At 66.6% G+C, this 20,155-nt stretch carries 22 protein-coding genes; 11 read left to right on the forward strand and 11 right to left on the reverse strand.

All coding sequences use genetic code 11. The features are described from left to right. Positions 1-448: 448 nt before the first annotated feature. On the reverse strand, positions 449-1,189 hold the full coding sequence (locus tag Q1L50_RS03270) for a hypothetical protein (RefSeq protein ID WP_300335867.1): 741 nt from the start codon (positions 1,187-1,189) through the stop codon (positions 449-451). A gap of 141 nt (positions 1,190-1,330) precedes the next feature. Between Q1L50_RS03270 and Q1L50_RS03275 the strand changes: the two genes are divergently transcribed. Genes Q1L50_RS03275 through Q1L50_RS03290 form a run of 4 tightly spaced genes read left to right on the forward strand, consistent with a single transcriptional unit; the run spans position 1,331 to position 5,925 of the window. Then, positions 1,331-2,749, forward strand: a complete 1,419-nt coding sequence (locus tag Q1L50_RS03275) for a coniferyl aldehyde dehydrogenase (RefSeq protein ID WP_300335868.1) — start codon at positions 1,331-1,333, stop codon at positions 2,747-2,749. After that, entirely contained in the window at positions 2,746-3,249 is a 504-nt protein-coding gene (locus Q1L50_RS03280) for a hypothetical protein (protein ID WP_300335869.1), read from the forward strand. Before Q1L50_RS03275 ends, Q1L50_RS03280 begins: the two co-directional genes overlap by 4 nt. Continuing rightward, a complete protein-coding gene (locus Q1L50_RS03285) occupies positions 3,249-4,856 on the forward strand; it encodes a GMC family oxidoreductase (protein WP_300335870.1) in 1,608 nt (535 codons plus the stop codon). Before Q1L50_RS03280 ends, Q1L50_RS03285 begins: the two co-directional genes overlap by 1 nt. A gap of 22 nt (positions 4,857-4,878) precedes the next feature. Then, positions 4,879-5,925, forward strand: coding sequence for an alpha/beta fold hydrolase (locus Q1L50_RS03290; RefSeq protein ID WP_300335872.1), 1,047 nt, complete (start codon positions 4,879-4,881; stop codon positions 5,923-5,925). On the opposite strand, the gene Q1L50_RS03295 is transcribed toward Q1L50_RS03290, so the two are convergent. Beyond that, entirely contained in the window at positions 5,922-6,560 is a 639-nt protein-coding gene (locus Q1L50_RS03295) for a VTT domain-containing protein (RefSeq protein ID WP_366145208.1), read from the reverse strand. The two genes, Q1L50_RS03290 and Q1L50_RS03295, sit on opposite strands and share 4 nt — an antisense overlap. Positions 6,561-7,022: 462 nt before the next feature. On the opposite strand from Q1L50_RS03295, the gene Q1L50_RS03300 reads away from it, so the two are divergent. The 4 genes from Q1L50_RS03300 (at position 7,023) to Q1L50_RS03315 (ending at position 10,211) form a co-directional block, all read left to right on the forward strand. Further along, positions 7,023-8,447 carry a sodium:solute symporter gene (locus Q1L50_RS03300; RefSeq protein ID WP_300335874.1) on the forward strand — a complete coding sequence of 475 codons (1,425 nt, stop codon included), beginning with the start codon at positions 7,023-7,025 and terminating at the stop codon, positions 8,445-8,447. A 170-nt stretch (positions 8,448-8,617) separates the two neighbouring features. Beyond that, positions 8,618-9,301, forward strand: coding sequence for a TIGR02281 family clan AA aspartic protease (locus Q1L50_RS03305; protein WP_300335876.1), 684 nt, complete (start codon positions 8,618-8,620; stop codon positions 9,299-9,301). A 12-nt stretch (positions 9,302-9,313) separates the two neighbouring features. Beyond that, positions 9,314-9,583, forward strand: a complete 270-nt coding sequence (locus Q1L50_RS03310; RefSeq protein WP_300335877.1) for a hypothetical protein — start codon at positions 9,314-9,316, stop codon at positions 9,581-9,583. Then, positions 9,570-10,211 (forward strand): CoA pyrophosphatase, encoded by a 642-nt coding sequence (locus Q1L50_RS03315; RefSeq protein WP_300335953.1) that lies wholly within the window; start codon positions 9,570-9,572, stop codon positions 10,209-10,211. Before Q1L50_RS03310 ends, Q1L50_RS03315 begins: the two co-directional genes overlap by 14 nt. Here Q1L50_RS03315 and Q1L50_RS03320 read toward each other — a convergent pair. Further along, a complete protein-coding gene (locus Q1L50_RS03320; protein WP_300335879.1) occupies positions 10,208-10,606 on the reverse strand; it encodes a hypothetical protein in 399 nt (132 codons plus the stop codon). The two genes, Q1L50_RS03315 and Q1L50_RS03320, sit on opposite strands and share 4 nt — an antisense overlap. 230 nt (positions 10,607-10,836) lie before the next feature. Here Q1L50_RS03320 and Q1L50_RS03325 point away from each other — a divergent pair, with 230 nt between their 5' ends. Together Q1L50_RS03325 and Q1L50_RS03330 are read left to right on the forward strand one after the other, a co-directional pair. Beyond that, on the forward strand, positions 10,837-11,763 hold the full coding sequence (locus Q1L50_RS03325; protein ID WP_300335955.1) for a CobD/CbiB family protein: 927 nt from the start codon (positions 10,837-10,839) through the stop codon (positions 11,761-11,763). 24 nt (positions 11,764-11,787) lie between these two features. Continuing rightward, a complete protein-coding gene (locus tag Q1L50_RS03330; RefSeq protein ID WP_300335881.1) occupies positions 11,788-12,969 on the forward strand; it encodes an acetyl-CoA C-acyltransferase family protein in 1,182 nt (393 codons plus the stop codon). A gap of 82 nt (positions 12,970-13,051) precedes the next feature. Here the strand turns inward: Q1L50_RS03330 and bioD are convergent, their stop codons facing one another. The 8 genes from bioD to Q1L50_RS03370 form a co-directional block, all read right to left on the reverse strand. Further along, the gene (bioD, locus tag Q1L50_RS03335) at positions 13,052-13,756 is read right to left on the reverse strand and encodes a dethiobiotin synthase (protein WP_300335882.1); all 705 of its coding nucleotides are present in this window, start codon (positions 13,754-13,756) and stop codon (positions 13,052-13,054) included. A gap of 17 nt (positions 13,757-13,773) precedes the next feature. After that, positions 13,774-14,544: a malonyl-ACP O-methyltransferase BioC gene (bioC, locus tag Q1L50_RS03340; protein WP_300335883.1), complete on the reverse strand. Its 771-nt coding sequence runs from the start codon at positions 14,542-14,544 to the stop codon at positions 13,774-13,776. Next, positions 14,525-15,289 carry an alpha/beta fold hydrolase gene (locus tag Q1L50_RS03345; protein WP_300335885.1) on the reverse strand — a complete coding sequence of 255 codons (765 nt, stop codon included), beginning with the start codon at positions 15,287-15,289 and terminating at the stop codon, positions 14,525-14,527. Before Q1L50_RS03345 ends, bioC begins: the two co-directional genes overlap by 20 nt. Continuing rightward, complete coding sequence (gene bioF, locus Q1L50_RS03350; RefSeq protein WP_300335886.1) at positions 15,286-16,440, reverse strand: 8-amino-7-oxononanoate synthase; 1,155 nt, start codon at positions 16,438-16,440, stop codon at positions 15,286-15,288. Before bioF ends, Q1L50_RS03345 begins: the two co-directional genes overlap by 4 nt. Then, entirely contained in the window at positions 16,437-17,762 is a 1,326-nt protein-coding gene (locus Q1L50_RS03355; protein WP_300335887.1) for an adenosylmethionine--8-amino-7-oxononanoate transaminase, read from the reverse strand. The genes bioF and Q1L50_RS03355 overlap by 4 nt, the downstream gene beginning before the upstream one ends. Positions 17,763-17,780: 18 nt before the next feature. Continuing rightward, the gene (locus Q1L50_RS03360) at positions 17,781-18,956 is read right to left on the reverse strand and encodes a DUF2863 family protein (RefSeq protein ID WP_300335888.1); all 1,176 of its coding nucleotides are present in this window, start codon (positions 18,954-18,956) and stop codon (positions 17,781-17,783) included. A gap of 204 nt (positions 18,957-19,160) precedes the next feature. After that, the gene (locus tag Q1L50_RS03365; protein WP_300335890.1) at positions 19,161-19,634 is read right to left on the reverse strand and encodes a carbohydrate-binding protein; all 474 of its coding nucleotides are present in this window, start codon (positions 19,632-19,634) and stop codon (positions 19,161-19,163) included. 61 nt (positions 19,635-19,695) lie between these two features. Then, positions 19,696-19,806, reverse strand: a complete 111-nt coding sequence (locus Q1L50_RS03370; RefSeq protein ID WP_300335892.1) for a DUF2934 domain-containing protein — start codon at positions 19,804-19,806, stop codon at positions 19,696-19,698. An 82-nt stretch (positions 19,807-19,888) separates the two neighbouring features. On the opposite strand from Q1L50_RS03370, the gene Q1L50_RS03375 reads away from it, so the two are divergent. Beyond that, complete coding sequence (locus Q1L50_RS03375) at positions 19,889-20,137, forward strand: hypothetical protein (RefSeq protein WP_300335894.1); 249 nt, start codon at positions 19,889-19,891, stop codon at positions 20,135-20,137. Positions 20,138-20,155 lie beyond the last annotated feature (18 nt).

Here is a 20,155-nt window from a genome sequence, read left to right on the forward strand (position 1 = left end):
TGGACATTGTAAGTGTTGCCGGAGTTGCTGGCGCCGGAACCACGCCTAAAGCGACGCCCGATGGCGCTGCGCCAGGCAAACTGGTGGATTCGACAGTCAAAAAAAGGCCCGCCGAGGGGGGGCTGGGCGGGCCGGTGCTGCTGTCGCCGTGACGCTCCCAACGAGGGGAGGGGGAGGAGGAGCATCGCAGCGACAGCCCGAATGCTACGGACTAAAGCGCTTGGGGTCTGTGTCAACTCTGTTTCACTGTGTGACGTCGTGTAAGAAGCGCTTGGTCGTACGTTGACCGTTGCCTTGCCTTGCCTGCTGCGCACTGCCTGCCAAGCGCCAGCGAGCAGGGCAGGCGACGACCAGCCGAAGCAGGGGTGCCCAGTGCGTTGCCATTGCTCTGGGCGACCTTGTCACCGGCTAGGGTGCAGCCTGCCGCAGGTCGCATGCGAGTAGTGCCTCACAACGCGAAGGGCCTGACCACACCCGCGAAGAGGTTCCCCAGCAGCCGCTTTTCCTTGCCGTCGATCGACTCCAGGAAGTCGGTCGCCGAACCCATCGCCCGAAAGGCATTGAAGCCGCGTTCGAGGAATTCGTGCAGGTCGCCAAGTCCGGCCAGCTGGGCGGGGCGGCGCATCAGCTTGAGCAGGCCGGTAAGCACCGGCTTCCGGGCCAGCTTGTCGAGCGCCCGGCCGGTCTCGCCAATCAAAACGATCTGGCGCTGGCGTTCAGCCTGGCAGCCGACCGCGCGGTAGGCCGCGGCGTACGAGTCCTCGTCGATCTGCTGGCCGCGCTCCAGGACCCCGGCCCGGCAAAGCTCGGCGACCATCGCCGCGTCGAGCTGCTCGGTCAGCGCGTCGAGCTCGACGGCCAGCGCGACGGTGCGCAGCGCCGACGCCGGCAGCATCTTGACCAGCAATGGCAGGATGCGCTCGACTTCCTCGTCGCGGCTGCTGAAGTCCTTGGGGCCGTAGAGGTCCGAAATGAAGAACTGCGCGGCCTGGCCGAAGCGCGGGCTGGCGAGCAGATCGGCATGGCTGCGCGCGAGCCGGGCGGCCTGCCATTGGCGCAGCGCGAGCCGCTGGCGTGCCCCGGTCGGGTCGAAGTTGATTTGCTCGCGCAGGCTCTTGGCGGATTTCAGGTGCCGTCGCAGCGCCTCGGTGCTCTGTTGTCTCTCGTTCGAGCTGGTCGTATCGTTCATGGCGATGAGTAGTCCAGGAAGATGTCCGGGATTATGCATGGCCCGCCGGCGGCTGTTTAGAGGGCTTCGCCTAACGGCAAGTGGGTGCGCAGCATAAACTTGCCCTGGAAATAGACTCTGCCACTCAGGAAGGAGCAAGCGATGCCTCATCTCGACTCGCTGGCGGACCGCTTTGCCCGCCAGCAGCGTGCTGCACGCAGCGACCAGAATCCGGGACGGACGGTGCGTGAGCGCCGTCTGTTGGCGCTTGAGCGCCTGTTGCGCGACAACGCGCCAGCGATCGCCGACGCGGTCAGCCGTGACTTCGGTCACCGCTCGCCGGCCGAAACGCGGCTGCTCGAGCTTTTCCCCAGCCAGACAGCGATCCGTCACGCACGCCGGCATCTGCGTCGCTGGATGCGTCCGCAGCCGCGCTCGGTGTCGCTGTGGTTTCAGCCGGGTCGCGCCGAATTGCGCTATCAGCCGCTCGGTGCGGTAGGGATCATCGTCCCCTGGAATTATCCGGTCTTTCTGGCCATCGCGCCGCTCGCGGCGGCGCTGGCGGCCGGCAACCGGGTGCTGGTCAAGATGTCCGAGATGTCGCCGCACACCGCCACGCTTTTCGCCGAGCTGATCGGCAGAAGCTTCGCCGAAGACGAATTGTCGGTGGTCGAGGGTGACGCCAGCGTCGCGCAGGAATTCTCCAGGCTGCCCTTCGATCACTTGCTGTTTACCGGCTCGACTGCCGTTGGCCGGCAGGTGATGCGCGCCGCGGCCGACAATCTGACGCCCGTGACCCTCGAACTCGGTGGCAAGTCGCCGGCGATCATAGGCCCCGGGCTGGCTTCTACTCCGCACTTTGAACGGGCGGTCGAGCGGATCATCATCGGCAAGTGCATGAACGCCGGGCAGACCTGCATCGCGCCCGATTACCTGCTTCTGCCGGCCGGTCAGGAACAGGCTTTCACAGCCCGCGCGCGCTGCGTCGTCGCCGACTGCTACCCGGACATCGCGAACAACGCCGACTACTCGACGATCATCGATCAGCGTCATTACCATCGCCTCTGCGCCTACGTCGACGAGGCCAGGGCCGGCGGCGCCAGGATCGTCGATCTCGCATCGGGGGCGGTCGCCGACCCGGCCATGCGTCGGCTGCCGCCATTGGCGCTGTTCGACGTCGGCGACGGGCTGCGCGTCATGCAGGAGGAGATCTTCGGGCCACTGCTGCCGATCCGGACCTATCGCCATCTCGACGAGGCGATCGCTTTCGTCAACAGCCGGCCGCGACCGCTGGCGCTGTACTACTTCGATGACGATCGGACGAACATCGCCCGCGTCCTCGATGAGACGGTTTCGGGCGGCGTGACGATCAACGACACCATTCTGCACATCGCCCAGGACGACCTGCCGTTCGGCGGCGTTGGTCCGAGCGGCATGGGTTGCTATCACGGTTTCGAGGGCTTCCAGACCTTCTCGGCCAGGAAGGGCGTCTTCCGGCAATCGAGCTGGTCTGGCATCGGCCTGTTCAAACCGCCTTACGGCGTGCTGTTCGACAAGCTGACGCGGATCATGATGCGATGACGCCCGGCCGTCGGCAATTCATCAGAACGGGTCTGGCGGGTGGCGTCTTGCTGTCTCTTGCCGGCTGGCTCAACGCCGCCGGCGCACGTCGTCTCAGCGAGGCCGAGCGCGAGATGCTCGGCGCGGTGGTCGGTGCGATGCTCGCCGGGGTACTGCCGAGTCAGGGCCCGGAGCGGCTGCGGCTGGTGGCGCTGACCGTCGACGGCGTCGCGACCGCGGTTTCGGGCCTGTCCGTGGCGACGCAGATCGAGCTCGGTGAGTTGTTCGGGCTGCTGGTCATTGCGCCGGCACGGCTGGTACTCGCCGGTGTCGGCAAGCCGTGGCGCGAAGCCAGCGTCGACGAGGTCGGCGAGTTCCTGCAGGCGTGGCGGTCGAGTCGGCTGAAGTTGCTGCAGACCGCCTACGGGGCGCTGCACGACCTGAGCTTCGGCGCCTGGTACGGGCGTCCCGACAGCTGGCAGGCGATCGCCTATCCCGGACCACCCAGGGGGTATTTCTGATGGACGATCCGATCCGTATCGGGCTGGCCGGCGGCTGGAAGCACATCGACGCGTCGACGCTGGCCAGGAGCCAGACTATCGACACCGACGTGCTGATCGTCGGCACCGGCGCCGGTGGCGGGGTGACCGCCGACCTGTTGAGTGCCGCCGGTCTGCGCGTGGTGCTGGTCGAGGAGGGGCCGCTGCGCTCGTCGACCGACTTCAACATGCGCGAGAGCGATGCCTACCCCGAGCTGTATCAGGAATCGGCGGCGCGCAAGACCGCCGACAAGGCGATCAACATCCTGCAGGGGCGCTGCGTCGGCGGTTCGACGACGGTCAACTGGACCAGCAGCTTTCGCACGCCGCCGGAAGTCTTCGACTTCTGGCAAAGCCAGTTCGGGTTGCAGGAATTGAGCGCCAGTTCGATGAGTTCGTGGTTCGCCGTAATGGAGCACAAGCTGTGGGTGCGTCCCTGGGATACGCCGCCGAACGCGAACAACAAGGTCCTCGGGTCCGGAGCCGAAAAACTCGGCTTCGAGGTCGGCGGCATCAAGCGCAACGTCAAGGGCTGCTGGAACCTTGGCTACTGCGGTATGGGCTGTCCGACCAACGCCAAGCAGTCGATGCTGTTGACGACCATCCCGGCCGCGCTGAATCGTGGTGCTACGCTCTATACCCGGCTGCGTGCCGAACGCCTGCGTTTCGATGGCAGCCGGGTCGCGGCGCTCGACTGCCACGCGCTGCAGCCCGACGGAATCCACCTCGCCGGCCCGCGGCTGCATTTTCGCGCCCGCCACTTCGTCGTTGCCGGCGGCGCCATCGGCAGTCCGGCGTTGCTGCTGCGCAGCAGCGTTCCCGATCCCTACCGCCTGCTCGGCAAGCGCACCTTCCTGCACCCGGTGGTGATCTCGTCGGCGCTGATGCCCGAGCGGGTCGATGCCTACGCCGGCGCGCCGCAATCGATCTACTCGGATCACTTCCTGCGCCAGGCGCCGATCGATGGACCGCTCGGCTTCAAGCTCGAAACGCCGCCGCTGCATCCGGTGCTCTACGCGACGACGCTGCAGGGCTACGGCGAAGCGCACGCCCGCCTGATGCGCGAATTCACCCGGGCCAACGTGATCCTGGCGCTGTTGCGCGACGGCTTCAATCCGGACAGCCGCGGTGGCCAGGTCCGGCTGGGCGCTGACGGCCTGCCGGTGCTCGACTACCCGCTCGGCGAGGTGATCTGGGAGGCCGCGCGGCGCGCTCTGCTGGCGATGGCGGAAATCCAGTTCGCCGCCGGTGCGCGCTGGGTCAACCCGGTGCACGAGAACGCCCCCGGTTATTCGACCTGGGCCGAGGCCAGGAAGGGGATTGCCGCCTTGCCGCTCAAGCCGCTCCTGTGCCGGGTAGTCAGCGCGCACGTGATGGGCGGTTGCGGAATGGCCGATGCGCCGCAGCGCGGCGTCGTCGATCACCGCGGACGGCACTTCTGGCTGGATAATCTGTCGGTGCATGACGGCTCGGTCTTTCCGACCAGCCTGGGCGTCAATCCGCAGCTGTCGATCTACGGCCTGGTTGCCCGCAATGCCAGCCTGCTGGCCGCCGAATTATCCGGCAAGCCAGTGCCCGCCATCCCCTGAACGAAACCGGAATCGACCGCCGATGCTCGAACTTGCGCTCCGCCTTTCCCTGCTGCTTGAGATGGCGTTCTACGCCACCCTGGCGATGCACTACGGCGATACCTCGCTCGCCACCGCTATCGCGCTGGCCTTGCTGGCGATGCTCGCGCTGCGCGCGGCGGCGATCGCCGTGACCTACGCCTATGCCTGGGCCTATCGCGGTCCCTCGCCGAGCCTACCGCTGCGGCAGACGCTGCTGATGGTGCTTGGCGAGTACGCGGCGATGCTGTTCACGTTCATGGTGTTGTCGCCCTTCGAACGTTTGTGGATGGGTGCCGATCGTTTGCCGCCTCGCGCCGGCACGGCGCGCCTGAACGAGCGGGGGGCTGGCGCGGCCGGCGAAGCGCTGGGCCGGCGACCGCCGATCTTGCTGATTCACGGCTACGGTTGTTCGCGCGCCGCCTGGTGGTGGCTGCGTTCACGCCTGGAGGTCGCCGGCTGGAGTGTGGCGACGATCAGCCTCGAACCGATCTACACCAGCATCGACAACTATCTCGAACCGCTCCACCGCCGGATAGACGACGTTCTCGCGGCAACCGGCGCCGAACGCGTGGTGCTGGTCGGCCACAGCATGGGCGGTCTGGTGGCCCGTGCCTACCTGCAGCGCTACGGCGCGGCGCGGGTGGCGCGGCTGCTGACGCTGGGAACGCCGCATCAGGGCAGCGAACTGGCGCGCCTCGGCATCGGCGAGAACGGCCGGCAGATGCGACCGCAGAACGCCTGGCTGCAGGCGCTGGGCAAGCCGTCGCCAGCGCTCGACGCGCTGGCCATCTACAGCCCGCAGGACAACTTCGTGATGCCGGCGTCGCTGCTCGAATTGCCGGGGGCCCGGAAGCAGGAGATCGTTGGTCTCGGTCACCTGGCGATGCTGTACTCGCCGCGGGTGGTCCTGGCGCTGCTGGCGGCGCTTGACGAGCCGCGCGCCGAACGTGGCGAGGGCGGCGAAAGCGAGACGGAGCCGCAGCCCGGCCGCGCGGACCAGGTCAAGGCTGGCAGCGGCGACGCCAATATCACCGACGGCACCGCCTAGCCGAGCTGCAGAAAGCCCGCCAGGAAGTCGAAGAACAGGCAGTACAAGGCGATTGGCAGCGGCAAGCCGAGCAGCGTGCCGAGCATGTACTCGCGGAAGCCGACGCCCGACATCGCCAGCGCGTAGTTGAGCGCCGGCACCGTCTGAAACAGCACGCGCAGGATGACGATGCTGCGGATCGGGCGCGCATCGAGCTGCGCCAGCAGGCGTAGCGCGATCCGGCTCTGCAACTGACGCAGCGCGTCGCCGCCAAGCACGCGGATGGTCACGAAGGTCAGCGCGCACGAGGCGCTGGCGGCGACGTAGGTGAGCGCGCCGCCCCACAGCTGGCCGAGCGCCAGCACCGCCGCCGCGAGGAAAACCCAGCCGGGGATCTGGATCAGGTTGCCGAGCGAGAACAGCAGCACGAAAATAAGCACGCCGTTGAGCTTGTTGCCGACGAACTGGTCGTGCAGGAAAACCAGGCTGAAGTGCGCGCGCATTCCGGACAACTCGAACGCGGCAAAGAGCACGCCCAGGAACAGCCCGACGGCCAGCAGCCGCGCGCAGGGAAAAATTCCGCGCTTCAGCATGCGGTGGACGGGCGACGGGTGTTCATCGTCTGGACGGCGTTCGGAGTGATCAATCTCTGACATCGATGGCGCCCTTGCTTTACGCGGTTGGTGCCGAACCGGATTCGCTTTTTGCTCAACTGTAAGCCATCGCCGGGCCGCGACGACCATAGCCGTATCATCGCCGCGAACCAGCAAGGCATTCCAGCCGCGTCAACCACTGCACAGGAGTCACTCGATGCGCGCCGTCCCGCTCTCGCCCGCTCACCGTGATCTGCCGTACGCCCGCCGGCGTGCCGCTGAACGCCGATCACCGCGCCAGCCGCGGCATCACCGCCGCAGCCCGAGCGTCGACCGTCCGCATGGTAGCGCCGCCTTGCCGCGCAGCCCGGAAATAATCGCCGCTGCGCCGGGCGTCGGCAGCGCGGCGTTTGCGGGCGCCCGCGGCAGCTCGCTGGCGCGATGTGTCGCCACCGCGCTCCTCGTTAATTCCGCCGCCGCCTGCAGCGGCGCCCTATCGATCCCAGCCCGCGGGAGAACACCGAAATGAACGGCAGCAACGCCAGCACCACCCTCGACGATTTCCAGGGCCTGTTCTTCTGGGGCTTCCTGCTGCTCTTCGGAGCGGTGATGTACCTGGTCTCGCCGCGCACCCGCGACGACGCCGGCTTCTTCCGCGGTCACGACGAGCAGGGCCGCCCACCCTCCGAATGGGCCTTGATGATGAGCGTCTTCATCAGCTGGATCTTCGCCAAATCGGTGACCAACGCGGCCAACCTCGGTGCCGCCTACGGCATTGTCGGCGGTCTGGCCTACGCCGCCTACTGGCTGTCGATCCCGGTCGCCGGGCTGGTCATCTATCGCTTGCGAACTCGCGAAGGCGCGACCGGGCTGGTCCCCTTCCTGATCGGCAAGTACGGACGCGGCGCCGCGCTGGCGTTTTCGGCGGCGATTCTCGTTCGCCTGTTCAACGAGGTCTGGAGCAATACCGCCGTCGTCGGCGGCTATTACGGCGCGGCCGGGTCGGCGGCGTTCATCGGCGCGGCGCTGCTGTTTACCGCCGTCGTCCTGTTCTACAGCCTCAAGGGTGGCTTGCGCAGTTCGATCTTCACCGACGTCATCCAGGCCGTCGTCTTCCTGGTCTTCCTGGGCGTGGTCGTCGGTCTGGTGCTGCCATCGCACCGCCCGGCGCAGTTGCTCAGCGAGGGGACCTTCACCCTCGGCGGCGGCGTCGACCTGCTGCTGGTGGCACTGTTGCAGGTGGTGTCGTACCCATTCCACGATCCGGTCCTGACCGACCGCGGTTTCATCTCGGAGGAGAAAAGCATGCTGCGCGCCTTCGTCGTCGCCGGTGTGCTCGGCTTCGTGTGCATCGTCGCTTTCAGTCTGGTCGGCGTGCATGCCCGTCTCGACGGAATCACCAGCGGCAGCAACATCCCCGCCGACGTCGCGCGCGGGCTCGGTTTCGCCGGCTTCTTCGCGATGATCGCGGTGATGGTCTCGTCGGCCGCGTCCACCCTTGACTCGACCTTCTCGTCGCTGTCGAAATCGGTCGCGCAGGAACTGCCAATGCTCGCCGGACGAGCGCCCCTGCCGCGCGCGATGCGCATCGGCGCGCTGACGATGGTGGTTTTCGCGCTACTCGGCAACCTGCCGATGCTCGCCGGAACCGACATCCTGAAGGCGACGACGATCAGCGGCACGATGGTCATCGGCCTGGCGCCGATCTTCCTGTTGTCGCGCCTGGTCGGCTATTCGCCGCTGTCGTTCCACCTCGCGTTCTGGACCGGCATGGTGCTTGGCGTCCTGCAGGCGATCAACCTGATCCCCGCGAGCTGGGCGATCGGCGACGGGAAGTACGCGATCCTGCTCGGTACCAACCTCTACGGCCTGCTGCTGTGCTCGACGGCATTCCTCCTGCCGCTGTTGGCGCCGCGCTATCGACTGCGTGGCTGCGAAAACGTGGCGTGAAGATCCTGCGCCGGTACGGGTGGAGCGCTCAACACCGTTGGCCATCACGACTGAACTGGAAAATACTGGTCGAGGCGCTGCTGGCGGAGTGTGGCAAAATGCCTTGATCGCTTGCCGCCTTGATGGCGAAATGTCGCTGCCGTCGGCCGCTGGCGTAGCAAGGAGGCAGGATGGGCATTCGGTACTTCACTGGAGTGAACTGGCGGCGGGTCTCGGACCACGGCCGGTGGGCTGGAGTCCTGTGCCTGGCGTGGCTCTGTACCGCTGGCCACGCCGTCGATGTCGGACTGGCCGGAGTGTTCCCTGGAAAAGCCCTGCTGACCATTGACGGTGCGGCGCCGCGAACGGTCCCCGTAGGCGTGACGACGGGCGAAGGGGTCAGGGTGCTGTCCGTAGATGGTGACTCGGCGACCATCGAGAGCGATGGAAAGAAGCGTACGCTGCGGGTAGGACAGAACGTCGTCTCACAGTCTTCGGGGCAGGGCGGCGACCGAGCGGTATTGACCGCCGACGGCAGTGGCCATTTTGTAACCACCGGAAGCATCAATGGCACGACCGTTCGTTTCCTGGTCGATACCGGTGCGACGATGGTCTCGCTGGGGGCCAGCGACGCACGGCGGGCTGGCATCGACGCCAGCAAGGGGCAGCCGGGAGTGGTCACTACCGCCAATGGTCAGGCGCCAGTGTCGCGGGTCAAGCTGGAAACCGTTCGCGTTGGCGAGATCGTGCAGCATGGCGTTGATGCGCTGGTGCACCAACAGGACATGCCGGTCGTCTTGCTCGGCATGAGTTTCTTGAACCGTTTGGAAATGCAGCGTGACGGTCAGACAATGACCCTCAGAAAACGATATTGAGAGGAGTTGAGCATGCGTCAGCGCAGCGAAAAAGTAACCATGTTGGGGCGGGAACTCGACATTCTGATGGGCGAGCGGCAGGTTCTGCTACAGGTGGTCGGTGCGACCGCTGTGCTGATTGCGTCGCTGGACAGTCGCCACTTGCCGGCGGCGGCGATGAAGTCTGCTGATCTGGTGGCAACGACGATCAACGCCTTGCCCGACGAGACCTTGCGCGATGCTCTGGCTGCCGTGCGAGCCGAGATCGAGGAGGAAGACCAGCGTGTTGTTGTCAGCCACTGACGCGTTGCCCGGCCTGGCAAGCGCTGCCAGTGGCGGCGCCGTCGATGTCGAGCGCCTGCAACAGGCCTTGTGTCCGCAACCGTCAGAGACGCCCTTCGTCCTCGAAGACGGTGTCGGCGACGAGGAACTGACGCCGGCAGCGGTGCTCTTTCCGATCGTTCGCCGGCTGGACGAGTTGACCGTCTTGCTGACGCAGCGTACGGCGCACCTGAAGGATCACCCCGGCCAGATCAGCTTTCCCGGCGGGCGCTGCGAATCGACGGACGCTTCACCGGCCGACACCGCGCTGCGAGAGACAAACGAGGAAATCGGTCTGTCGTCGGCGCACGTGGAAATTATCGGCTATCTGCCCGAATACCGTACGGCGACCGGTTTCCGGGTGACCCCGGTGGTGGCCATGGTGACCCCGCCTTTCGACCTGCGGCTCGACGCTTTCGAGGTCGCCGAGGCGTTCGAGGTGCCGCTGTCGTTCCTGCTGGATCCGGCCAACCACCAGCAGCACTCGCTCCACTACCGCGGCAAACTCCGACACTACTATGCCATGCCCTTTGGCGACTACTTCATCTGGGGTGCCACCGCGGGAATGATCATGTCCCTCTGCCGGGCACTCGAAAGTTCCTCGCGCTAGTCGAGAACCAGCGCGACTTTCTCCAGAAACTGAGCGGCCTTTTTCTGGTCGGCGGCCGTTCCGACGAGTGCCCGCAGCTTGCCGAAATGCTGCCGCAGTTCGTCCAGGGTGGACGACTTCTCGATCTCTGCCGCCAGCGCGCGGGCGTCAGCACCCAACAGTTCGTGCAGCGTGCGGATGACGTAGCTCTTGGCGAGGCTGATGTCCTCGTCGGGCACCGCCGGGTGAAGGCGGGCCTCCGGCGCAGATCCCGTCGCTGCGGACGGCGTTTCCCGAATGAAGCCGCCGTAGAGCAGGGCTGCGAGGTGCCGCTTGCCTTCCGCCGCAGATGTGCCGAGCGCCAGCAGCTGGGTCCCCGTGCGGTGGCCGTCGACCATGATCAGCAGGGCGCGCACGCGCGCCGGCAGGCGATGCGCGCGGCTGGATATCTCGTCCAGGCCCTTCGCCGTCTTGCTATATACAGACGCTAGTTCCATCCTGAAAAGCTTTCTAGATGCGCCAGAGCGATGTTGCGTGAAGGGACGTGTTTCTGCAAGCCCCAGGAATTATGGTATGGTGCCCGTTTAGCTACGGAGTGGGCGCGAACTGCCCAGCGCCGACGGCGCCGCCCAAGCAAGACTTCCGGATGACCCTTCTTTCCCTGCTTGCCGTCTTGCTGGTCGAACAGGTATGGCCTCTGCCTTACCGTCAGTTTGTCCAGGAACCCCTGTCTCGGCTCGCCGTTTTTCTTGAAAGCCGGTTCAATGCGGGTGAAAGTCGGCATGGAATCGGCGCCTGGCTGGTCGGCATCGGCGGTTTGGTGATCGTCTCCGGCGGCGTCGCCGTTGCCTTGTCCCAACTCAGCCCGCTGCTGGCGTGGCTGTGGAATGGTCTGGTCCTGTATCTGACCATGGGGTTCCGACGTTTCAGCCACTATTATACTGACATTCGCCTGGCGCTTCGCATGGGCGACCTTGTGAACGCACGCAAGCTGCTGGCCGAGTGGCGCGGACGTCCGGCTGATGGCCTTTCCGCCTCTGAAATCGCCAGATTGTCGATCGAGGAGGCACTTTGCGCATCGCATCGCCATGTCTTTGGCGTGCTGGTTTGCTTCGTCTTGCTGCCGGGCCCCTGCGGCGCCATTCTCTACCGCGCGAGCGCCTTTTTCGCCGCTTCCTGGGGTAGGGCCGACGACGCGGACGCCGCGGCCTTTGGCGGTTTTGCGCGGCGAAGCTTTGCTATCATTGATTGGTTGCCGGTCCGTCTCACCGCTGCCAGCTTCGCAATCGTCGGCAATTTCGAGGATGCTTTGTACTGCTGGCGGACGCAAGCCGAAAAGTGGCCCGATGATGGTCTGGGCATCATCGTGGCAAGTGGCGCCGGGGCGCTGGGGGTTCGTCTTGGCATGCCGGTGCGGGTCGCCGGTGAGCTTGCCGACCGGGCCGAGGTCGGTACCGGTGACGAGGCCGATGTCGATTTCATGGAGAGCGCCGTCGGGCTGGTCTGGCGTGCGCTCGTACTGTGGATGTTGTTGTTGATGTTGTTGGGGCTTGCCAATCTGGTAGGCGGTTGATCGATTATTTACAGGAGTTTCTTCATGAGCAGAGAAGTCGTCGTACTAAGCGCAGCCCGTTCGGCCATTGGCACCTTCGGTGGTTCCCTGGCCAACATGGAGCCGCATGAACTGGCGGGCATGGTGATGAAGGAGTCGATCGCCCGTTCGGGTGTCGATCCGCAACAGATCAACTACGTCACTGTCGGTAACTGCATTCCGACCGATGGGCGCTTTGCCTACGTCGCGCGGGTGGCCGCGATTCAGGCCGGTCTGCCGATGGATTCGGTGGCCATGGCGGTCAACCGCCTGTGCGCGTCGGGTCTGCAGGGTGTCGTAAGCACGGCGCAGAACATCATGCTCGGCGACTCCGATTACGGCGTCGGCGGTGGCGTCGAAGTGATGTCGCGCGGCTCGTACATGCTGCCGGCTATGCGTTCCGGTGCGCGCATGGGCGATGCCAAGGCGATCGACATGATGGTTGCGACGCTCAGCGATCCCTTTGGCGTCGGCCACATGGGAGTCACCGCCGAGAATCTCGCCAAGAAGTGGGATATCAGCCGCGAAGAGCAGGACGCGCTGGCGGTAGAATCGCAGCGCCGCGCCGCTGCGGCAATTGCCGAAGGGCGCTTCAAGTCGCAGATCGTGCCGATCGTGATGAAGACCCGCAAGGGCGACGTGACTTTCGACACCGACGAGCACGTCAAGGCGTCGACGACGCTGGAAACGCTGGCCAAGATGAAACCCGCTTTCCTCAAGGACGGGACGGTCACCGCCGGCAACGCCTCGGGGATCAACGACGGTGCCGCCTTCATGGTCCTGGCTGCCGCCGACGTCGCCGCGGCGGCCGGCCAGAAGCCGATTGCTCGCCTGGTTTCCTACGCCGTTGCCGGCGTGCCGAACGAGATCATGGGCGAAGGCCCGATCCCGGCGAGCAAGCTGGCGCTCAAGAAGGCTGGTCTGACGCTCGACCAGATGGACGTCATCGAGTCCAACGAAGCCTTTGCGGCGCAAGCCATCGCGGTCAACAAGGCGCTCGGCCTCGACCCGGTCAAGACCAACCCGAACGGTGGCGCGATTGCTCTCGGCCACCCGGTAGGCTGCTCGGGTGCGTTCATCGCCACGAAAGCGATCTACGAACTGCAGCGTACCGGCGGCAAGTACGCGCTGGTGACCATGTGCATCGGCGGTGGACAGGGCATTGCGGTGATCTTCGAACGCGCCTGATCGCGATCTGCGGTAGCGCTTCAGAGCGCTTCAGAAAGCAAAAAAGCCCGACCGCCTGCGGTCGGGCTTTTTTGCGCAGCGGTCAGCGCGCCCGGTCCGGCATTTGCAGCAGTGTAGCGGCTTGCTCCGGCGTCGTCCCGTACTCGACGACGCCAAGCAGAGGTGCCGCGATCCGCGCCTGCAAGGCAGCCCGGTTCTCGGCGAAGCGGGACATCGCCGGATCGATGCGGTTGGCCACCCAACCGGCCAGGGCCAGCCCGCGGGCAGCGATCGCCTGCGCGGTCAGCAGCGCGTGGTTGATGCAGCCAAGGCGCATGCCGACGACCAGAATCAGCGGCAGTTGCAGCGCCGCCGCCAGGTCGGCCGTGTCGCAGGTGCTGCCGAGCGGCACGCAGAAACCGCCGACGCCTTCGACCAGCACCACGTCGGCCAGCGCCTGCAGTTGCTCGAACGAAGCGACGATCCGTGGCAGCTCGATGCTTCGGCCTTCTTCCGCCGCAGCAATGTGCGGCGCGATCGCCGCAGCGAAACCGTAGGGATTGACCAGTGCTCGCGGCGCTTGTACGGACGACGCCGCGAGCAGGCGTTCGACGTCGTCGTTGCGTCCGTGCTCGTCGAAGCCGGCAGCGACGGGCTTCATCGCCAGCGCGCTCAGGCCGCTGCGGCGCAGCGCGTGCAGCAGCGTGCAGGCGACAAAGGTTTTGCCGATTTCGGTGTCGGTGCCGGTGATGAACCAGCCGGCCCTGCGTTGTTCGGGTCGCGCGGGCGGCGCTGTCGGCTCACTCATCCGGGATCGCTCCTCACTCATTTTCTGGCGTACGCAAGAATCACATCGTAACGCGCCGGCAAGCCGGCTGGCGTGCGGTGTTGCTCGTAGGCGGCCTGTACCCGCTGCCAGGCGCTACGGCCGAGCAGGCCGTTGCGCGCGCCTTCGCCGACCGAGTTGGCGCCGATCTCCTTGATTGCCCGCAGCAGCGTCTTCAGATCGGGGTAATGCAGGCAGACCGTCTGGCGCTGCAGCTCGATCTCGGCAAAGCCGGCGCGCAGCAGCGCGTCGCCGATCGCCGCCGGCTCGCTGAAGGTCAGCGTGTGGCGGTGCCGGTCGACGTCCTTGAAGGCTTCGCGCAACTCGTGGAAGGTGTCGGGGCCGAGGGTACTCAGCGCCAGTCGTCCGCCGGGACGCAGGACCCGCCGCGCTTCTCCGAGCACCTGGTCGATCGCGCACCACTGGACGGTCAGGTTGGACCACCAGGCGGCGAAGCTCTCGTCCTGGCAGGGCAGCGCCTGGATGTCGGCGGCCAGGCAGACGTCTGCGTCATGGCGCGCGACGGCCAGCATGGTCGCCGCGAAATCGATGGCGGTGATCTGCAACTGCGGCCAGCGCGCGCGCAGCAGCCGGGCGCCGTAACCGGTGCCGCAGCCGGCGTCGAGGAGATCGAGCGGCGGCGGGTCGACGGCGAAATTGGCCAGCAGCGCTTCGCAGACCTGCCGTTGCAGCACCGCGGCGTCGTCATAGGACGCCGCGGCGCGCTCGAAGGACTCTCGAACCCGCTGGTTAGCGGCTGGCAGGGGCATCGCAGAAGGCGTCCAGCAGGCGCACGAAACGATCCGGGTCGGCCAGGAAGGGTGCGTGTCCGGCGCCGGCGAAGACTTCGATACGCGCGGCCGGCAGCCGTTCCGCCAGGAACTGCGCCGCCGCCAGCGGGTTCAGCGCGTCGTTCTCGCCGTGGATCAGCAGACTGCGGATACCAAGGCCCGGCAGCAGCGGGCGCAGGTCGACGTCGCGAAGCCAGTCCAGGCCGCGGCGCAACACTTCGCTCGCGGGCGTTTGACTTTCGCGCAGGCCAGCCAGCAGGCAGCGGCTGATCGCCCGCGCAGCGCCGTCGCCCTGGCTAAGCAGCGCGGCGAAACGCTGCAGCGTCTGTTCCGGCCTGGTCGAAACGCTGGCCGCAAAGCTGTCGAGCAAGGCCGCTGGCTGCGCTGTTGGCCAGTCGCTGCGCTGCACGAAACACGGTGTGGCACCGACCAGTACCAGCCCGGCGAGACGTTCCGGCGCCAGCACTGCGGCGCGCATCGCCAGCATCGCGCCGAGCGACCAGCCGCATATCGTCACCGCGGTTGGTAGCGTGTCGAGCAGCGCCTGCGCAGTGGCCGTGAAATCGCCGCTGTCGGTCGCTGCCTGGCCGTAGCCGGGCAGCTCGACCAGATGCACCCGGTGGCGTGGCGAGAGGGCCTCGACCAGTGGCTGCCAGACCCGGCTGCCGAGTCCCCAGCCGTGAATCAGCGCGAGATCCGGGCCACTGCCGATGACGGTGCTCATTCCAGATCGCGCAGCGCATCGACCAGCCGGGCAAGGTCTTGCGGCTGGTGCGCGGCGGTCAGCGAGACGCGCAGCCGCGCGGTTCCCCTGGGCACTGTCGGTGGCCGGATTGCCGGCACCCACAGGCCGCGCTCGTAGAGCGCGGCGGCGACTCGCAGCGCGGCATGGTTGTCGCCGATGATCACCGGCTGGATGGCGGTCGGCGACGGCAGCAGCTGCCAGCGGCTGCCGGCCAGGCCATCGCGCAACTGCGCGGCGAGTTGCCGCAGACGATTGCGCCGGCAATCGCTGTTGGCGATCAGTTCGAGGCTGGCGGACAGCGCGCAGGCGATCGCCGGGCTGCCGGCAGTGGTGAAGATGTAGGTTCGGGCATGCTGCTGCAACCATTCGATCACCGTCCGGTCGCCGGCGACGAATGCGCCGGCGGCACCGGCCGCCTTGCCAAGGGTACCCATATACACCACGCGGCTGGCAGCGGGCATTTCGAAATGCGCCAGGCTGCCGCGGCCCTGCGCACCGAGGACGCCGAAACCATGCGCGTCGTCGACCACCAGCCAGGCGTCGAAGCGCTCGGCAAGTTCGAGCAATCCCGGCAACGGCGCCAGGTCGCCGTCCATGCTGAACACCGCGTCGGTCAGGATCAGCTTGCGGCTGGCACGACTGGCAGCGAGCAGCCGTTCGAGCGCCGCCAGGTCGGCGTGCGGGTAACGCTGGCTGTCGGCACGCGAGAGCTGCACGGCGTCGATCAGCGAGGCGTGGTTGAGCCGGTCGGCGAAGACCGCGTCGCCACGGCCGACCAGCGCCGGGACTATTCCCAGGTTGGCCATGTAGCCGGTCGAGAAGAGCAGGGCACGGGCAAAGCCGGTGAACTCGGCGAGCCGCTGCTCGAGTGCGGCGTGCGGGCCGAGGTGGCCGCTGACCAGATGCGAGGCACCGCTGCCGACGCCCCAGGCCCTGGCGCCGGCACACGCCGCGTCGATCAGCGCCGGCTCGTTGGCCAGCCCGAGGTAGTCGTTGCTGCAGAAACTGAGCAGGCGGGCGCCGTCGACCTGTGCTGCCGGCCCACACGGTGACTCGAGGGTGCGCCGCGCCCGCCGCAACCCATCGCGCTGCAGGGCGTCCAGTCGGCCTTGCAACTGATCCAGGATCATGCCGCCAGCGCCGCGTCCAGGGCAGCGATCGCGCCGGCGACGAGAAAGTCGCATTCATCGTGGCTGAGCACGTAGGGGGGCATGAAATAGACGGTGTTGCCGATCGGTCGCAGCAGAATCTCGCGCGCCAGTGCCTGCTTGTGGAAGCGTTCCGGGAACTGGCCGTCGTCGCTGAGCACGTCGAAAGCGGCGATCATTCCACGCTGCCGGAGGTGGTGGACGCGCGGGTGGCTGGCCAGCGGGCGAAGGCAGTTGGCGAGGTGCTCGGCGAGCTGGCGATTGGCGTCGATGACCCGGTCTTCGGCGAAGATGTCGAGCGTCGCCAGCGCCGCGCGGCAGGCCAGCGCGTTACCGGTGTAGGAGTGCGAGTGCAGGAAGCCGCGGCTGATCCGGTCGTCGTAGAACGCCGCGTATACGGCGTCGGTGGTGAGCACGATCGACAGCGGCAGATAGCCGCCCGAGATGCCTTTCGAGAGGCACAGGAAGTCGGGCCTGATGCCCGCCTGCTGGTGGGCAAAGAAAGTGCCGGTGCGACCACAGCCGACGGCAATTTCGTCACAGATCAGATGCACCTGGTAGCGGTCGCACAGGCGGCGCGCCAGACGAAGGTATTCCGGATCGTACATCGCCATGCCGCTGGCGCACTGGATCAGCGGCTCGACGATCAGCGCGGCGATCCGGCGATGGTGTTGTTCGAGGTGGCTTTCGAGGGCCGCGGCAGCGCGCCGGGCGACGTCGGCGGGAGTCTCGCCGTTGGCCGCCAGGCGCGCGTCGGGCGAGGGCACGGTAGCCGCCGCGCGGATCAGCGGCGCGTAGGCGTCCTTGAACAGCGCGACGTCGGTGACCGCCAGTGCGCCGACCGTCTCGCCGTGATAGCTGCCGCTCAGGCAGAGGAACTCCGTCTTGTCTTCCCGGCCGCCGTTGCGCCACGAGTGGAACGACATCTTGAGCGCGATTTCGGTCGCCGAGGCGCCGTCGGAAGCATAGAAGCAATGGCCGAGAGTGCCGCCGGTGAGTGCCGAGAGGCGCTCGGAAAGCTCGACCACCGGCCGATGCGTGCAGCCGGCGAGGATCACGTGTTCGAGTTCGTCCAGCTGCTCGCGTAGCGCGGCATTGATCCGCGGGTTGCAGTGGCCGAACAGATTGACCCACCACGAGCTGATGCCGTCGAGAAAGCGGTGGCCATCGAAGTCGTAGAGCCAGACGCCCTTGCCGCGGGCAATCGGAATCATCGGCGAGGCGGCGCTGGCGTGCTGCTTCATCTGCGTGCAGGGGTGCCAGACGGCGGCTAGGCTACGCTGCAGCAGGTCGCTGTTGCCCATCTTTGGTGCCGGCACGGCTCAGTGCAGCGTCTGCGAGGGCGTGTCGTTCTGCTCCGGCATCTCGGCATGGACGGTTTCCCCCTCGACATTGGGATAGAGCGGTGCGCCGCAGTCGTCACAGAACTCGTAGGGGAACTGCTGGTCCAGCACCACCACTTCCTTGAGGCCGGCCTTGCGCAGAACGCCCTCGATTTCACCAGCGATGTCGGTCGTTTCGTCTTCGATGCCCAGCAACGGCCAGACCACGCCGTGGTAGATCACGTCGCTGTCGCGGGGGCCAAAGCCGATCCGGTACTCCTCGAGCCGCTTGTCGTGGAAGCTGCCGACGATCGCGCGCAGTTCTTCGGGCGGCCGGCCGAGCGTCGCTTGCAGGAAGGCCACCGAGGCGTTCAGCGAGTACGGGCGCGAGGCGCTGTCGGCTGCCCGGCACGCGGCATGATAGGCATCGGCGAGCAGCGGCTGATAGGCGCAGCCGGTCAGTACCGGTTCCAGGCAGGGACCGCCCTGGCGTACCCACTCCTTGAGGCAGCCCTCACGGGTACTCTTGTCCTCCTCGTTCCAGCGGAACAGTGGCAGGCCGCGCGCGACGGCGAGTGCGCCAACCAGGTAGCGGGTGTCGGAGAGGAAACGGTTGGTCTCGGGCATGCTCGATCCATCGACGCTGAGGTCAGCGCCGGCGAGGGCGGCGGCGCCGAGTTTCTGCAGCAGTTGCCAGGTCTCGACAAAGCTGTGCGGCAGTTGATCGGGGCTATACAGATAATCGGCGATCGCGAAGCGGGCTCCGGCGGCGAAGACGTGCGCACCGAGATGGACCTTCAGCGTCTGCAGGATGCTTTTCGGGATCGTCGCGGCGGGGATCGAGAAGCGCGACCAGCCGAGCACCGGTACGGCGATCAGCAGGACATCGAATTGCTGGCCGCGATCCGACATCACGCACGATTCGGCCTGCGCCTCGACGATGTCCGCGAGATCGTCATGGGCCATCGCGTGCGTATCGAACAGGCGGTCCAGCGAGGCCGTCAGGTCATCCTCGGCGCCGTCGTGGAACAGGCGATCGATGAGTTCCGCCAGGCGGTTCTGCCAGAAGAGATCCTCGAGCCTGCTGCCGGACTCGGCCAGGCCGATTGCCAGCCGACCCAGTTCGGTGGCGTCAGCGGAAATTCGCTTGCGGGAGGAGAAGCGGTTGCGTTTCATCGTCGGGAGCCTGCGGCTGGGTCAATCCGCCATTGTATCAAGCGGACGCCCACCGCGTTCGCGCGCGTGCATCTTCTTGCGAATGCGGGGCACCCGGATACGCCAGCCAGGCGGCCGGCAAGCCGGACACGGTGTCGGGACTGGCCGCGGCGCACGGGCGTCGGCTGCGGGCAAACGCCGCCAGGCGGTCGCCCGAGGGGCGCTTCAGGCGATGCGCAACTCGGCCAGTGAAGCGACCGCGTTGCCGTTGCCGATATCAGGGGTAATGATCAGTTCGAGCACATTGACCGCGGCAAGCTCTACCCGATGGTCTTCCGCCTGGCGGTTCGCGCCGTCCGGGCTGAAGTTCCATTGTTGCCGGACGATCTCCCGGAACGACTGTCCGCCGTCGGCAGACCAGCGCAGCACGTACTCCTGCGTGCGCGGCACCGAGGGCTCGAAAAAAGAGAGCCAGATCCGCCGCAGCGCCTGCGGTTGCGGAAAGAGCAGGCGAATGGTCTGCTTGCCCGGAGCCGCTGCACGCCAGCCGCCGCCCTCGCCAGGCAGCAGCGCAGACTCGATCGGATGAGCTGCGTCCTCCGAGCTGATTTCCACCTCGGCCAGGTCTTCGAGCTTCAGCCAGTCGCCCGTCGCCGCAGCGGCGGCGTCTCTGGCATCGGCGATCACGCGCTTGCGCATTCGTTCAATCTCCCATCAATGGAAGGCGTTCCGCGGCGCGGAACGCTTGACACCATGCTTGCTACTCGCCGAGTTGGGCAGCGATCTCGCTTTCGGCCTGTGTCCAGTACGCCGTTGCGTCGCCCTGGAAACCGTCTTTTTCGGCAATGAAGTAGGCTGCCGACTGGACCATGCAATAGCGCTCTTCGGCGCTTGGCTGCACTGTAGCGGCCTTGGCTGCGGTTGTCCGACGCTGAGTTGCAGCACGCGGCGGCGTGCTCGACGCAGCAGCCGTCGTTGGCTCCGCCGTTCTTGCCGGTGCCTTCTTCGCCGTGGCGACGGGCGCAGCCTTGGCCGCAGCAGCTGCCTTGGCTGGCGCAGCGGCGCTCGTTGTGGCGACGGTCTTCCTGGCGGTGGCCTTCTTTTTTGTGGTGCCGATTTCTTCGGTCATGATCATCCCTTGTCTTGCGGTCATTATGTTGCGGTTGGTGAGGTCGGCTCTGGAGCGGCTGGATCGACGCTGAAGCACCTCCGCAGGATAG

The sequence above is a fragment of the Accumulibacter sp. genome (assembly GCF_029255145.1).
In the GTDB taxonomy this organism is placed as follows: Bacteria; Pseudomonadota; Gammaproteobacteria; order Burkholderiales; family Rhodocyclaceae; genus Accumulibacter.

Excerpts from the sequence above, each read along its gene's own strand:
- Q1L50_RS03270 (WP_300335867.1), bottom strand. The coding sequence starts at position 1,189 with ATGAACGATACGACCAGCTCGAACGAGAGACAACAGAGCACCGAGGCG.
- Q1L50_RS03275 (WP_300335868.1), top strand. The coding sequence starts at position 1,331 with ATGCCTCATCTCGACTCGCTGGCGGACCGCTTTGCCCGCCAGCAGCGT.
- Q1L50_RS03280 (WP_300335869.1), top strand. The coding sequence starts at position 2,746 with ATGACGCCCGGCCGTCGGCAATTCATCAGAACGGGTCTGGCGGGTGGC.
- Q1L50_RS03285 (WP_300335870.1), top strand. The coding sequence starts at position 3,249 with ATGGACGATCCGATCCGTATCGGGCTGGCCGGCGGCTGGAAGCACATC.
- Q1L50_RS03290 (WP_300335872.1), top strand. The coding sequence starts at position 4,879 with ATGCTCGAACTTGCGCTCCGCCTTTCCCTGCTGCTTGAGATGGCGTTC.
- Q1L50_RS03295 (WP_366145208.1), bottom strand. The coding sequence starts at position 6,560 with ATGTCAGAGATTGATCACTCCGAACGCCGTCCAGACGATGAACACCCG.
- Q1L50_RS03300 (WP_300335874.1), top strand. The coding sequence starts at position 7,023 with ATGAACGGCAGCAACGCCAGCACCACCCTCGACGATTTCCAGGGCCTG.
- Q1L50_RS03305 (WP_300335876.1), top strand. The coding sequence starts at position 8,618 with ATGGGCATTCGGTACTTCACTGGAGTGAACTGGCGGCGGGTCTCGGAC.
- Q1L50_RS03310 (WP_300335877.1), top strand. The coding sequence starts at position 9,314 with ATGCGTCAGCGCAGCGAAAAAGTAACCATGTTGGGGCGGGAACTCGAC.
- Q1L50_RS03325 (WP_300335955.1), top strand. The coding sequence starts at position 10,837 with ATGACCCTTCTTTCCCTGCTTGCCGTCTTGCTGGTCGAACAGGTATGG.
- Q1L50_RS03330 (WP_300335881.1), top strand. The coding sequence starts at position 11,788 with ATGAGCAGAGAAGTCGTCGTACTAAGCGCAGCCCGTTCGGCCATTGGC.
- bioD (WP_300335882.1), bottom strand. The coding sequence starts at position 13,756 with ATGAGTGAGCCGACAGCGCCGCCCGCGCGACCCGAACAACGCAGGGCC.
- bioC (WP_300335883.1), bottom strand. The coding sequence starts at position 14,544 with ATGCCCCTGCCAGCCGCTAACCAGCGGGTTCGAGAGTCCTTCGAGCGC.
- Q1L50_RS03345 (WP_300335885.1), bottom strand. The coding sequence starts at position 15,289 with ATGAGCACCGTCATCGGCAGTGGCCCGGATCTCGCGCTGATTCACGGC.
- bioF (WP_300335886.1), bottom strand. The coding sequence starts at position 16,440 with ATGATCCTGGATCAGTTGCAAGGCCGACTGGACGCCCTGCAGCGCGAT.
- Q1L50_RS03355 (WP_300335887.1), bottom strand. The coding sequence starts at position 17,762 with ATGGGCAACAGCGACCTGCTGCAGCGTAGCCTAGCCGCCGTCTGGCAC.
- Q1L50_RS03360 (WP_300335888.1), bottom strand. The coding sequence starts at position 18,956 with ATGAAACGCAACCGCTTCTCCTCCCGCAAGCGAATTTCCGCTGACGCC.
- Q1L50_RS03365 (WP_300335890.1), bottom strand. The coding sequence starts at position 19,634 with ATGCGCAAGCGCGTGATCGCCGATGCCAGAGACGCCGCCGCTGCGGCG.
- Q1L50_RS03370 (WP_300335892.1), bottom strand. The coding sequence starts at position 19,806 with ATGGTCCAGTCGGCAGCCTACTTCATTGCCGAAAAAGACGGTTTCCAG.